Genomic DNA, 12,981 nt, shown 5'->3' with positions numbered 1-12,981 from the left:
GCTTACTGTGCGGGGGGAGCGGTGCTCTCCCGGGCCACCAGTTCGGGAACGTGGTCTTCCAGATCGCCACCCCCCGCGCCGTCCAGCACGTCGAGCAGGGCCCGGGCCGCCCGCGCGCCGAAGGCGAAGGTGTCCCGGGTCAGCGCCGTGAGCTGCGGGTGCAGCAACTGGCACAGCGGGGAGTCGTCCCAGGCCACGACCGAGAGCCGTTCGGGCACTGGCACGCCCAGTTCGGCGGCCACCGCGACCCCCGCCACCGCCATCACGTCGTTGTCATAGACGATCGCGGTGGGCGGCTCGGGCGCCGCCAGCAGGCGCCGGGTCGCCTCCGCGCCCTGCTCCCCGGAGTAGTCGGTGCTCACCGTCCACCCGGCCAGGCCCCGGGTGGCCTCGCGGAAGGCCGCCGTGCGCCGCTGGGTGTGCAGCAGTTCGGGCAGGCCCGCCACGCGGGCGATCCTCTTGTGCCCCAAGCCGGTCAGGTGCGTCACGATCGAGCGCATCCCGTGCGCGTCGTCGGCCCACACGCTCGGCAGTTCCCCGTGGTGGCCCGGTCCGCCGATCACCAGCGCGGGCAGCCCGAGCTTCTCCAGCAGCCGCACGCGCTCGTCCTGGGCGCGCAGGTCGATCACGAACACCCCGTCCACCCGGCGCTCGGACCACCACTGCCGGTACAGCTCCATCTCGGCTACGTGGTCGTCGACCACTTGGAGCAGCAGGGCTATCCGCCGCTCGGACAACTCCGCCTGTAGGCCGGAGATGAGCTGGAAGAAGAACGGCTCCACGCCGAGGGTCCGCGCTGGCCTGGCCAGCACCAGCCCGATCGCGCCCGCCCGTGCCGCCGACAGCGCCCGCGCGGCGTTGTTCGGGTGCCAGTCCAGCTCCTGGGCCACCTGCAGGATGCGTCGCCGGGTGGCCTCGGAGACCCCCGGCTGCCCGTTGAGCGCCATCGAGACCGCGCCCTTGGACACCCCTGCCCTGCGCGCGATGTCCATGATCGTCGGTCGTTTCACCAGGCACCTTCCTAAACCGGTTCAGCATCAGCGCTAAACCGGTTTATCTCGAACGCAGCATCGGTCACGCGCCCTGTCCTGTCAAGGCCTCTACCAGGACAGATTCGACTGTTGACAGTCCAGGAGGGCGTTTGCGAGAGTGGCGGCGCCAATTCGGCTCTACCGGTATTGGGCGGTGTGCGGATGAATTCCCTGTCCCGACGCGGGTTCCTCGTGGGCCTGGCCTGCGCAACGGCGCTGGCCGCCACCGGCTGCGGTCTGTCCGGCGGGGACCCCGGTGCGGCGGGCGGCCCGGTGACCGGCGAGGTCAAGGGCAGCATCACCTTCCAGACCTGGGCGCTCAAGCCCAAGTACACCGACTACCTCAACGGCCTGGTGACCAGGTTCCAGCAGGCCCACCCCGGCACGACGGTGAACTGGGTGGACCAGCCCGCCGACGGCTACCTGAAGAAGGTCACCGCCGACGCCGCGGCGGGCGCGCTGCCCGACGTGGTCAACATGCCGCCGGACCTGAGCTACCCGCTGGCCAAGCAGAAGCTGCTGGTGGACATCGGCTCCGCGATGCCCGACGCGGCCAAGGACTACCTGGACAACGCGTGGTCGGCCTACGCCCTGCCCGGCCAGAGCGGTTCCTACGGCTTCCCCTGGTATCTCAACACCGGGCCGGTGTTCTACAACAAGGCCCTGTTCACCCAGGCCGGGCTGGACGCCGAGCACCCGCCGACCACCTACGCCGAGCTGGAGTCGGCCGCGCTGGCCATGGCCCAGCACAGCGACCGCAAGATCGCCATGCTCGGCCTCACCCCGGTGATCGCCGACTTCGCGCTGTACGGGGTGAACGTGATGGACCCCGGCGGCACGAGGTTCACGTTCAACGAGGACAAGGGCGTGCGGTTCGTGGAGCTGTACAAGAAGCTCTACGACGCCGGCGCGCTCATCCCCGAGGCGTTGACCGCCAACTACACCGGCGCGGGCACCAAGTTCATGAACCAGCAGATCGCCTGGGCGCCCGGTTCCGCGTACGACCTGAGCAACTTCAAGACCAACGCGCCCAGCCTGTACCCGAACGTGGGCATCACCAAGCCGATCACCAACACCGGGCACGCCACCATGTTCGTGCAGGGCCTGTCGGTGCCGGAGAGCAGCAAGAACAAGCCGACCGCGCTGGCCTTCGCCCGGTTCGTGACCAACGCGGAGAACCAGCTCGCCTTCGCCAAGCTGGTGAACATCTTCCCCAGCACCAAGGGCACCATGGACGACCCGTACTTCAGCAAGTCCGACGGCACGGACGAGGCCAAGGTGCGGGTCGCCGCCGCCAAGCAGCTGGGCACGGCGGTCAACTACACGCCCGTGCAGTGGAGCGACCAGATGCTCACGGTGTTGCAGCAGCAGCTGGCCGAGGCCATGCTGGGCAAGAAGTCCGCCAAGCAGGCACTGGACGAGGTCGTGGCGCAGTGCGACAAGCTCCTCGCGGGATGAGCCGTCAGCACTGGCTGACCCCCTGGCTGTTCCTGCTGCCGAGTCTGGTGGCGGTGATCGGGTTCAGCCTGTTCCCCTTCGTCAACACCGTGATCCTCGCGTTCACCAACGCCAGGACCATCGGCGGCGGGCGCTTCACCGGCCTGGACAACTTCGGCCGCCTGCTGCACGACCCGGCCTTCTGGACCGCCGCTGGCAACAGCGCCCTGTACGTGGTCGTGGTCGCGCCCGCGCTGGTCGTCCTGCCGCTGCTGCTCGCCCTGCTGGTGCGGCGCAAACTGCCCGGTATCACGTTCTTCCGCACCGCCTTCTTCACCCCGGTGATCGCCTCGGTGGTCGTGGTGGGGCTGATCTGGTCCTGGCTGCTGGACACCCGCGGGTTGGTCAACGGCGTGTTGCAGGCACTCGGTGTGCTGCGCACCCCGATCCCGTTCCTCACCGACCAGTGGCTGCTGATCCTCAGCGCCATGCTGGTCACCGTGTGGCGGGGCCTGGGCTACTACATGGTCATCTACCTGGCCGCGCTCGGGTCCGTGCCGCGCGAGCTGCACGAGGCCGCACAGGTCGACGGCGCGGGCCGGTTCCGGCGCCTGCTCTCGGTCACGCTGCCCGCCCTGCGGCCCACCATGGTGCTCGTCGCCGTGCTCTCCGCGGTGTCGGCCTTCCGCGTGTTCTCCGAGGTGTATCTGCTCGGCGGGCCCGCCGGCGGGCCGGGCGGCGCGGACACCACCCTGGTCATGCTGATCGAACAGGTCGGCACCGGGTTGCGCGGGGACCTCGGTTATTCCTCGGCGTTGAGCGTGGTGCTGTTCCTGCTCACCCTGGGCCTGCTCGTCGCCACCTCCCGGCTGGACCGCAACGAGGCGGCGTCATGAGCGGGTGCCATGAAAGTGCCGTTCCTGGCACTCAACGCCAGGAACGGCACTTTCATGGCGCTCAGGTCGGGCGGTACCTGTTGCTGCTCCTGGTGCTGGCGATCACCGTGGGGCCGTTCCTGTGGCAGCTGTCCACCTCGCTCAAGGGCCTGTCGGAGGACATCTACTCGGTGCCGCCGAGCTTCTTCCCGCACGAGCTGACCCCGGGCAACTACGCGCGGGTCGGCGAGGCCGTGCCGGTCTGGTCCTTCGCGCTGAACTCGCTGCTGGTGGCGGTGGCCAACGTGGTGACCAACTGCGTGGGCGCGAGCCTGGCCGGGTACGCCCTGGCCCGCCTGCGTTTCCGCGGTCGCGGGCTGGCGACGGCGGTGTTCCTGGGCAGCCTGCTGGTGCCCTTCGAGGCGATCATGGTGGCGCTGTTCCTGGTGATGCGCTCGTTGCAGCTGAACAACACGCTGGTGGCGGTGGTGCTGCCCGGGGCGATCAGCGCGCTGAACGTGTTGTTGATGCGCAACGCCTTTCTCGCGCTGCCCGGGGCGGTGGAGGAGGCGGCGCTGATCGACGGGGCCAACGCCTGGCAACGGTTCACCCGCATCGCTCTGCCCTCGGCGCGGGGCACGGTGGTCGTGGTGGCGGTGTTCTCGTTCATGTACAGCTGGGACGACTTCCTGTGGCCGTTGATCGTGCTCAGCGACCCGTCCCGCTACACGCTCACCATCGGACTGAGCTACCTGCAGGGTACGTTCGTCAACGACCAGCGGCTGATCGCGGCGGGCACGATGATCGCGGTGGCCCCGCTGGTGCTGTTGTTCACGGTGGCCCAGAAGCACTTCTTCCGCGGCGTTGGCGAAGGAGCTGTCAAGGGGTGAGGAGCCCAGATGCACGATGATCGCAGTCTGCTGGAGGAACGGCTCAGCAGGACCCTCCGCGACCGGATCCGCCCCGCGGTGTACGGCCGCGCGGTGCCCCTCCAGCTGACCGTCTGGCACGCGCCGGGCGAGCCGGTGCCGGTGGCGCAGGCGCTTGCCGCCGAGTACACCCCGGCCAAGGTCGGCGACGCCTGGGGCGCCCCCTGGGCGACGAGCTGGTTCCGGATGACCGGCACCGTGCCCGCCGAGTGGGCGGGCGAGCACGTGGAAGCCGTGGTGGACCTGGGTTTCACCCACCCGGGGCCGGGCTTCCAGTCCGAGGGGCTGGCCTACACCCCGGAGGGCAAGCCGATCAAGGGCCTGGCCCCGCGCAGCACGCACCTGCCGGTGAGCGTCTCGGTCTCCGGCGGGGAGGTCGTGGACTTCTTCGTGGAGGCCGCGGCGAACCCGGTGATCCTGGACGTGGAGCCGTTCCACCCGACCCCGTTGGGGGACAAGGCGACCGCGGGCACCGATCCGATCTACCACGTGGTGCGCGCGGACCTGGCCGTGTTCCACCGCGAGGTGTGGCAGCTGGTGCTGGACATCGAGGTGCTGGACAGCCTCAAGCGGGAACTGGTGGACCACGACCCGCGGCGCTGGGAGATCCTGCGCGCGCTGGACCGGGCCCTGGACCGGCTGGACTTCCAGGACGTGCCGGGCACGGCCAGCGCCGCTCGCGCCGAGCTGGCCGAGGTGCTGGCCAAGCCCGCCAACGCCAGCGCGCACCGCATCTCCGCGGCCGGTCACGCGCACATCGACTCGGCCTGGCTGTGGCCGTTGCGGGAGACCGTACGCAAGTGCGCGCGCACCTTCTCCAACGTGACCGCGCTGATGGCTGACTACCCGGACTTCGTGTTCGCCTGCTCCCAGGCCCAGCAGTACGCGTGGATCAAGGACAACCACCCGGAGGTCTACCAGCGCGTCAAGGAGCGGGTCGCGAGCGGGCAGTTCGTGCCCGTTGGCGGCATGTGGGTGGAGTCGGACACCAACATGCCCGGCGGTGAGGCGATGGCCCGCCAGTTCGTGCACGGCAAGCGGTTCTTCCTGGAGGAGTTCGGGGTGGAGACCGAGGAGGTCTGGCTGCCCGACTCCTTCGGCTACAGCGCCGCGCTGCCCCAGCTGGTGAAGCTGTCCGGCTCGCGCTGGTTCCTCACCCAGAAGCTGTCCTGGAACCAAATCAACCGGTTCCCGCACCACAGCTTCTGGTGGGAGGGCATCGACGGCAGCCAGGTCTTCACCCACTTCCCGCCGGTGGACACCTACAACTCCGACCTGCTCGGCGCGGACCTGGCCCGGGCCAGCAGGCAGTTCTCCGAACACGGCCGGGCGACCCGCTCGCTGGTGCCCTTCGGCTACGGCGACGGCGGCGGCGGTCCCACCCGCGAGATGCTGGAGGCCGCCCGCAGGGTCGCCGACCTGGAGGGCTCGCCGCGGGTGACCATCGAGCCGCCCGCGAGGTTCTTCGCCGCGGCCGAGGCGGAGTACCCGGACGCCCCGGTCTGGTCGGGCGAGCTGTACCTGGAGAAGCACCGCGCCACCTACACCACGCAGGCCCGCACCAAGCAGGGCAACCGGCGCAGCGAGCACCTGTTGCGCGAGGCCGAGCTGTGGTCCACGGCCGCGTTGCTCGCGGGCGGTTTCGACTACCCGTACGAGGACCTGGACCGGTTGTGGAAGACCGTGCTGCTGCACCAGTTCCACGACATCCTGCCGGGCAGCTCCATCGCCTGGGTGCACCGCGAGGCCGAGATCACCTACGCGCAGGTCGCCAAGGAGCTCAAAGCGATCATCGACCGCGCGCTGACCACCTTGGCGGGTAACGGTTCCCACTCGATCGTCTTCAACGCCGCCCCGCACGGACGGTCCGGTGTGGACGGTCTCGGTGCCGATGTGCCGCGTGCCGAGGAGAACTCGGTGACCGCCGACCCTTCCTTGCTGGACAACGGGGTGCTACGGGTCCGCATCGACGAGCGGGGCCTGGTCACCTCCGTGCACGACCTGGTCGCCGACCGTGAGGTGCTGGCCCCCGGCGCCGTGGGCAACCTGCTCCAGTTGCACGTGGACATCCCCAACCAGTGGGACGCCTGGGACGTGGACCCGTTCTACCGCAACAACCTCGTGGACCTCACGCAGGTGGACGAGATCACCGTGCTCGACGAGGGCCCCGGGGTCGGTGCGGTCCGGGTGCGGCGGACCTTCGGGCAGTCCACCGTCACGCAGGTGCTGCGCCTGCGCGCCGGTCAGCGCCGCCTGGACGTGGCGACCGAGGTCGACTGGCAGGAGGTGGAGAAGTTCCTCAAGGTGGCGTTCCCGCTCGACGTGCACGCCGACCGGTCCACCTCGGAGACCCAGTTCGGTCACCTGCACCGGCCCACGCACGTCAACACCTCCTGGGACGCCGCCAAGTTCGAGATCTGCGCGCACCGCTGGGTGCACGTGGGCGAGCCCGGTTACGGCGTGGCCGTGGTCAACGACTCCACCTACGGGCACGACGTGACCCGGTCCACCCGGCCTGACGGCGGCACGACCACCACCGTGCGGCTCTCACTGCTGCGGGCGCCCCGCTTCCCGGACCCGCTGACCGACCAGGGCGTGCACCGGCTGTCCTACGCGCTGGTGCCCGGCGCGCAGATCGCCGACGCCGTGCGCGAGGGCTACCGGATCAACCTGCCGGAGCGGGTCGTCACCGGTGGCGCCGGGGTCGAACCCGTTGTCACCGTGGACAACCCGGCGATCGTGGTGGAGGCCGTGAAGGCCGCCGACGACCGGTCCGGTGACGTGGTGGTGCGGCTCTACGAGTCACTCGGCGGGCGGGCCAAGGCCACGCTGGGCACCTCGTTCGCGCTGACCGGGGCGCGGGAGACCGACCTGCTGGAGCGGCCGCTGAACGACCTGGACGTGGTCGGGGGCGGGGTCCCGCTCCAGCTGAGGCCCTTCCAGGTGCTCACGGTGCGGCTGAGCCGGTAACGCTGTGCCATGAAAGTGCCGTTCCTGGCGTCAGGTGCCAGGAACGGCACTTTCATGGCGAGTAGAGCTGCTCGATCTCGGCGGCGTACTTCTCGGCGATGGGTGCGCGGCGCAGGCGCAGCGTGTGGGTCAGCTCGGTGCCGCCGGGCCGCCAGCCGGTGGCGAGCACGGTGAACCGCTCAACTCGCTCCACAGTGGACAGACGTTCGTTGCCCGCCATGATCCCGGCCTCGACGGCGGCCAGCACGGCGGGGTCGGCGGCCCAGGTCTCGGGCTCCTCGGGCAGCCCGTTGTCGCGGGCGAAGGACTTCACGGCATCAGGGTCCAGCACGACCAGCGCCACGTTGTACGGCCGCCGGTCACCGATCACGGCGAGCTGCCCGATCAGCGGGCACTCGGCGCGCACGGCGGACTCGACGGCGGTCGGCGAGATGCTGTGGCCCTCGGCGTTGACGATCAGCTCGGCCTTGCGGTCCACGATCCGCACGTAGCCGTCCTCGTCGATGCTGGCGATGTCCCCGGTGTGCAGCCAGCCCTCGGGGTCGACCACCTCGGCGGTGCGCGCCGGGTCGTCCCGGTAGCCGCTGAGCAGCACCTCGCCGCGCACGAGCAGCTCCCCGTCGGCGGCCAGCCTCAGCTCGACCCCGGGCAGTGCCCTGCCCACGGTGCCGATCCTGTTGGCGTCCAAGGGGTTCATCGTGGCGAGTCCGCTCACCTCGGACATGCCCCAGCCCTCGATCAGGGGCACTCCCAGCGCGTTGACGAACTCCACGGTCTCCACGCTGATCGGCGCGGCCCCGCACAGCGCGACCCTGACCCGGTCGAAGCCGATCATCGCTCGTAACGGGGCGAGTACCCACTCGTCCAGCGCCCGGTAGCGCGACCAGAGTTCCTCGTCCTGCCTGCCGTGCCGGGCCACCTGCACGCCCAGTTCCACGGCCTCGCGCAGTGCGGAGCGGCGCACCGGGTCGGCCTCGCCCTGGATCAGCGCGTCCACGCTGGCGCGCAGCCGGTCCCAGACCTGCGGCACGGAACCGAGCACGGTGGGCCGGGTCTCCACCAGCGCGGGCAGCAGGGCCCGCCGGTCGGCCAGGCAGGTCACCTGCATGCCGGTCACGATCTGGCTGTAGTGCGTGCCCCAGCGGTCGGCCACGTGCGCCGCGGGCAGGAAGGACAGGATCCGGTCCCGCGGGCCCACGTCCAGCACGGCGTTGCTGCCCGCGACGGCGGCGAGCATCGCGCGGTGGCTCAGCTCCACGCCCTTGGGTGCGCCGGTGGTGCCCGCCGTGTAGATCAGCGTGAGCGCGTCCCGCGGCTCGACCGCGCGCCAGGTCTGCTCGAAGTCGAAGCCTCGCAGGCGACTGGTCTCCAGCTTGGCCAGCGAGGTGGTGCCCTCGGCCTCGCCGTCCACGCACACCACGTGCTCCACCGCGGTGCCCGCGCGCCCGGCCGTGACCTGCGGCAGGAACCGCTGCTCGCACACCACGACCCGGCTGCCCGCCTGGCCGACCAGGTCCTGCACCTGCTCGGGGGTGGAGGCGTTGTACAGCGAGAACGGGGTGGCGCCCAGGTGGAACGCCGCGGTGTCGACCAGGTGGAACTCGGGCCGGTTGCCCATCATCAGCGCCACGGTGTGCCCGCGCGCCACGCCCAGTTTGGCCAGGCCGGTGGCGATGCGGCGGACCCGCGCCGCGTACTCGCGCCAGGTGATGGCCACCGCGTCGGCGGGGGTGCGCAGTGCGACCAGCCTGGGGTGTCGGGCTGCGGTGGCCTGGAAGGCGCCGCACAGCGTCTCCGCCGGAGCCGACATCAATCCTCCTCGCCACACCGAGATGCCTGACGTTAACAGTTCGGCGGGCCGGTGTACCCGGTGACACAGCAGAGCAATCGTGATACAAAGAAACGGATTCGTCTCATCGGTTCGGGAGGCGTCATGACGGACACCGACCTGGTCGGCCCCCGCTCGTTGCACTGGCGCTACGGCGGGGACAACAGGGTGTTGTTGCTGCTGGTCAGGGCCGGTCTGCTGCAACTGATGCACCCGGGCCTCGGGGCAGGTGTTCGAGAACATTCGGACTTCTTCGGCGAGCCCTGGGAGCGCATCGTGCGCTCGGTGCCGGAGATCCAGGGCGTCACCTTCGACTGGCCCGAGGCGGAGGCCACCGCGAAGCGGATCACCGGCTACCACCACACCGTCAAGGGCACCGACGAGCAGGGCCGCCGCTACCACGCGCTGGACCCCGGCACGTACTTCTGGGCGCACGCCACGATCTTCGAGACGATGGTGCGCGCCATGGAACTGTTCGAGCGGCCCTTCACCGAGGCCGAGAAGGAACGGCTCTACCAGGAGACCCTGGCCGGGTACCGGCTCTACGGGGTCAGCATGCGGGACGTGCCCCGGGACTGGCCCGCCTTCGAGGCCTACCTCGACCACATGTGCCGCGAGGAACTGGAGATCACCCCGGTCGCCGAGGGGCTGATGGGCTTCGTGGACCACCCGCCGGAGACGATGCCCGGGGTGCCCGCCCCGCTGTACCGGCTGGGCCGCAAGCCGATGGGACGGCTGCTGTGGTGGGTCAGCGTGGGCACCCTGCACCCGGCGCTGCGCGAGCGCATCGGGCAGACCTGGACCGCGCGCGACGAGCGCAGGCTGCGGCTGTTCGCCAAGGTCGTCAAGGCGGTCTGGACCGTGCTGCCGCACCGGCTGCGCTACTCGCCGCGCTCCCGGGCCGCGATGCGCAGGGTGGCCGCCGCTGCCTGATAGCGTCGGTCGCACCATGGAACCGACGGTGGAAGACCTGATCCTCGACGCCGCCACGGAGGAGCTGCGCGACTACGGGTTGCGGCGCACCAATGTGGACAACGTCGCGCGCAGGGCCGGGCTGTCCAGGGCCACGGTGTACCGCCGGTTCGAGAGCAAGAACGCCTTGGTGCAGGCCGCGCTGGTGCGGGAGAGCTACCGGTTCTTCAGCGGCATCGTGGCCGAGATCGGCCCGCTGCCCACCGCCCGCGAGCGGCTCGTCGAGGGCTTCGTGGTGGGCCTGCGCTACGTGCGCACCGACGCGCTGCTGACCCGGCTGCTGGTCAGCGACCCGGAGGAACTGCTGCCGTACATGACCCTGCGCGCGGGCGGGGTCATCGCGGCGGCCAGCGAGTTCCTGGTGGCGCAGTACCGCGAGGCGGGCGGCCCGGAGCTGTCCGGCGGGCGGGACCCGCGCGTGCTCGCCGAGCTGCTGGTGCGGTTGGCGATCTCCTTCACCCTCAACCCCACCAGCGTGCTCGGGCTGGAGGACGACGAGTCGGTGCGCGCCTTCGCCACCGTCTACCTGGCACCGCTCATGGCGTGAGCGGGAGCCGCAGCGCGCCCGGTGCGGCCTCGGGCACCACGGGCCGGTTCGGCGCCACGGGGCCGATCCGCCGGTAGTCGGCGCCCAGCGGTGGCCGCGGATCGGGCTCGTCCTTGTTGGGCCACAACGCCATCGCGCGCTCGGCCTGGGCGGTGATCGTCAGCGAGGGGTTGACCCCGAGGTTGGCGGAGATCGTGGAGCCGTCCACCACGTGCAGGCCGGGATGGCCGTACAGGCGGTGGTACGGGTCGACCACCCCGGTCCCGGCGCTGTCCCCGATCGGGCAGCCGCCGATGAAGTGCGCCGTGGTCGGCATGTTCAGCAGATCGCCCCAGGTGCCGCCGGGCACCCCGTCCACGCGCCTGGCCACCTCGCGGGCCACCCGGTGGCCGATCGGGATCCAGCTCGGGTTCGGCTGCCCGTCGCCCTGCCGGGTGGTCATCTTCCTGCGCCCCAACAGGGTTCGCCGGGTGTAGGTGGTGATCGAGTTGTCCAGGGTCTGCATCACCAGCAGGATGATCGACCGCTCCGACCAGTGCCGCGGCGTGTGCAGCGCGGGCAGGTCACGCCAGTTGCGGGCCATCTGGCCCAGCCCGCGCAGCAGCCGTCTCGGCCCGCCGTCGACCATCATCGCCTGCATCAGCGCGAGCAGGTTGCTGTCGCGCCCGTAGCGCACCGGCTCCACGTGCGTGACCTCGTCGGGGTGGATCGAGGAGGTGATCGCCACGCCCCGGCTGTAGTCCACCTCGCCACCGCGGGCGCGCACGCCGATCACGGCCTCGGAGTTGGTGCGGCTCAGGTGCCCGAGCCGCCGCGAGATGTTCGGCAGCGAACCCCTGTCGCGCAAGCTGTGCAGCAGTCGCTGCGTGCCCAGTGCCGCCGAGGAGAACACCACCTGGTCGGCGGTGAACAGGGTCCGGCCCCTGCGCAGCTTCTGTCCAGTTCGGACGGTCGTGACGAGGTAACCGCCGCCCGCCCTCGGGCGCACGTCGCACGCCGTGGTCAGCGGGTGCACCACGGCGCCCGCCTTCTCCGCCAGGTACAGGTAGTTCTTCGGCAGCGTGTTCTTCGCGTTGTGCCGGCACCCGGTCATGCACTCGCCGCAGAGCTGGCACCCGGTGCGTCGCGGGCCCACCCCGCCGAAGAACGGGTCCTCGGCCTCCTGCCCGGCCCGCTCCCCGAAGTAGACGCCGACCGGTGTGCGCCGGTAGGTCCTGCCCACACCCATGTCCTCGGCCACCGCCCGCAGCACCCGGTCGGGCGCCGTCGTCGCCGGGTTCTCCACCACGCCCAGCATGCGCTTGGCCTGGTCGTAGTACGGGGCCAGCTCGGCACGCCAGTCGGTGATGTGCGCCCACTGCGCGTCCCGGTAGAACGGCTCCGGCGGCTCGTACAGGGTGTTGGCGTAACCCAGGGAACCGCCGCCCACCCCGGCCCCGCTGTAGACCAACACGTCGCGCAGGGCGGTGATGCGCAGGATGCCGTAACAGCCCAGGCCGGGCGCGAACAGATAGTCCCGGACGTGCCAGGAGTTCTTGGCGTAGTTGGAGTCCTCGAACCGGCGGCCCGCCTCCAGCACGCCGACCCGGTAGCCCTTCTCGGTCAGCCGCAGCGCCGTGACGCTGCCGCCGAACCCGGAGCCGATCACGAGGACGTCGTAGTGGACCATCGCGGATCACCTCGCAGGGTGGCGCCGAGCAGTCGGCGGACCGGTGCCCGCAGCTCGGCGGAAGTCTTGCCGTACAGGGGGATGACCGGGTCCAGCCCGGGCTCGAACGGGGCGAGCGCCAGCTGTGGCAGCACCATCACCAGCATCGCCAGCACGATCTCCAGATCCGTGTCGGCGGGCAGTTCACCCACCTGGCGGGCCTGCTCCAGCAAGGGCCGCAGACCTTCGCCGTACATGCGGTGCACGGGCGTGCGCACGGCCGCCCGCACGGTGGGGTCCATCTCCAGCATGGTGGCCGCGGTGACCCCGCGCTGCACCGGGTGGCTGCCGAAGTAGTCGATCCAGGCCATCACCCCGTCGAGCAGGAACTCGGCGAACGGGCGGCCCGCCGGGAGCACGAGCCAGGGCTGCATGGCCGCGCGCACCTGTGCCGCGACGTGTTCGGTGACGTGCGCGTAGAAGTCGAACTTGTCGGTGAAGTACTGGAACAGCGAGCCCTTCGCCACGCCGGCGTTGCGGGCGATGACGTTCAGGCTGCCCGCGGAGTAGCCGTGGGCGCCGAACTCGGCCATCGCGGCGTCGAGCACCCGTTCGCGGCGCTCGACCTCGAGGTTGTGCCAGGTGCTCGTCGGCATGACCACCAGGTCACCACGGGGCCGGACCCCTGTCAACAGGGCGTGCACCGTACGGGGGGTTGTTGTTGACAGTGCTGGTCAACCGGGT

10 protein-coding genes are annotated in these 12,981 nt (G+C 70.6%); 6 read left to right on the top strand and 4 right to left on the bottom strand.

All coding sequences use genetic code 11. The annotated features are described in order from the left end of the window. Nucleotides 1-2: 2 nt before the first annotated feature. Nucleotides 3-1,010: a LacI family DNA-binding transcriptional regulator gene (locus KALB_RS33180; protein ID WP_025359984.1), complete on the bottom strand. Its 1,008-nt coding sequence runs from the start codon at nucleotides 1,008-1,010 to the stop codon at nucleotides 3-5. Nucleotides 1,011-1,193: 183 nt separating this feature from the next. Between KALB_RS33180 and KALB_RS33175 the strand changes: the two genes are divergently transcribed. The 4 genes from KALB_RS33175 to KALB_RS33160 all read left to right on the top strand — a co-directional run bounded on the left by KALB_RS33175 (nucleotide 1,194) and on the right by KALB_RS33160 (nucleotide 7,242). Continuing rightward, a complete protein-coding gene (locus tag KALB_RS33175; protein WP_035975743.1) occupies nucleotides 1,194-2,489 on the top strand; it encodes an ABC transporter substrate-binding protein in 1,296 nt (431 codons plus the stop codon). After that, the gene (locus KALB_RS33170) at nucleotides 2,486-3,364 is read left to right on the top strand and encodes a carbohydrate ABC transporter permease (protein ID WP_025359982.1); all 879 of its coding nucleotides are present in this window, start codon (nucleotides 2,486-2,488) and stop codon (nucleotides 3,362-3,364) included. The genes KALB_RS33175 and KALB_RS33170 overlap by 4 nt, the downstream gene beginning before the upstream one ends. Before the next feature lie 80 nt (nucleotides 3,365-3,444). Next, on the top strand, nucleotides 3,445-4,233 hold the full coding sequence (locus KALB_RS33165; protein WP_201771847.1) for a carbohydrate ABC transporter permease: 789 nt from the start codon (nucleotides 3,445-3,447) through the stop codon (nucleotides 4,231-4,233). Between the two features lie 9 nt (nucleotides 4,234-4,242). After that, complete coding sequence (locus tag KALB_RS33160) at nucleotides 4,243-7,242, top strand: alpha-mannosidase (protein WP_025359980.1); 3,000 nt, start codon at nucleotides 4,243-4,245, stop codon at nucleotides 7,240-7,242. 52 nt (nucleotides 7,243-7,294) lie between these two features. On the opposite strand, the gene KALB_RS33155 is transcribed toward KALB_RS33160, so the two are convergent. Continuing rightward, nucleotides 7,295-9,052: an AMP-dependent synthetase/ligase gene (locus KALB_RS33155; protein WP_025359979.1), complete on the bottom strand. Its 1,758-nt coding sequence runs from the start codon at nucleotides 9,050-9,052 to the stop codon at nucleotides 7,295-7,297. 123 nt (nucleotides 9,053-9,175) lie between these two features. Here KALB_RS33155 and KALB_RS33150 point away from each other — a divergent pair, with 123 nt between their 5' ends. Continuing rightward, complete coding sequence (locus tag KALB_RS33150; protein WP_025359978.1) at nucleotides 9,176-10,003, top strand: oxygenase MpaB family protein; 828 nt, start codon at nucleotides 9,176-9,178, stop codon at nucleotides 10,001-10,003. A 16-nt stretch (nucleotides 10,004-10,019) separates the two neighbouring features. Beyond that, nucleotides 10,020-10,589, top strand: a complete 570-nt coding sequence (locus KALB_RS33145; protein ID WP_025359977.1) for a TetR/AcrR family transcriptional regulator — start codon at nucleotides 10,020-10,022, stop codon at nucleotides 10,587-10,589. On the opposite strand, the gene KALB_RS33140 is transcribed toward KALB_RS33145, so the two are convergent. Then, complete coding sequence (locus KALB_RS33140; protein ID WP_025359976.1) at nucleotides 10,579-12,258, bottom strand: GMC family oxidoreductase; 1,680 nt, start codon at nucleotides 12,256-12,258, stop codon at nucleotides 10,579-10,581. The genes KALB_RS33145 and KALB_RS33140 overlap by 11 nt on opposite strands. Then, on the bottom strand, nucleotides 12,234-12,893 hold the full coding sequence (locus KALB_RS33135) for a TetR/AcrR family transcriptional regulator (RefSeq protein WP_025359975.1): 660 nt from the start codon (nucleotides 12,891-12,893) through the stop codon (nucleotides 12,234-12,236). Before KALB_RS33135 ends, KALB_RS33140 begins: the two co-directional genes overlap by 25 nt. Between the last annotated feature and the right edge of the window lie 88 nt (nucleotides 12,894-12,981).

Origin of the sequence: Kutzneria viridogrisea DSM 43870 (assembly GCF_000525635.1) — a bacterium.
Taxonomy (GTDB): domain Bacteria; phylum Actinomycetota; class Actinomycetes; order Mycobacteriales; family Pseudonocardiaceae; genus Kutzneria; species Kutzneria viridogrisea.
The sequence above is the reverse complement of the archived record's forward strand: the minus strand, read 5'-3'. Positions and strand labels throughout refer to the sequence as shown.

Coding starts and splice junctions, on each gene's coding strand:
- KALB_RS33150 (WP_025359978.1), top strand. CDS start 9,176: ATGACGGACACCGACCTGGTCGGCCCCCGCTCGTTGCACTGGCGCTAC.
- KALB_RS33175 (WP_035975743.1), top strand. CDS start 1,194: ATGAATTCCCTGTCCCGACGCGGGTTCCTCGTGGGCCTGGCCTGCGCA.
- KALB_RS33155 (WP_025359979.1), bottom strand. CDS start 9,052: ATGTCGGCTCCGGCGGAGACGCTGTGCGGCGCCTTCCAGGCCACCGCA.
- KALB_RS33160 (WP_025359980.1), top strand. CDS start 4,243: ATGCACGATGATCGCAGTCTGCTGGAGGAACGGCTCAGCAGGACCCTC.
- KALB_RS33135 (WP_025359975.1), bottom strand. CDS start 12,893: ATGCCGACGAGCACCTGGCACAACCTCGAGGTCGAGCGCCGCGAACGG.
- KALB_RS33145 (WP_025359977.1), top strand. CDS start 10,020: ATGGAACCGACGGTGGAAGACCTGATCCTCGACGCCGCCACGGAGGAG.
- KALB_RS33140 (WP_025359976.1), bottom strand. CDS start 12,258: ATGGTCCACTACGACGTCCTCGTGATCGGCTCCGGGTTCGGCGGCAGC.
- KALB_RS33170 (WP_025359982.1), top strand. CDS start 2,486: ATGAGCCGTCAGCACTGGCTGACCCCCTGGCTGTTCCTGCTGCCGAGT.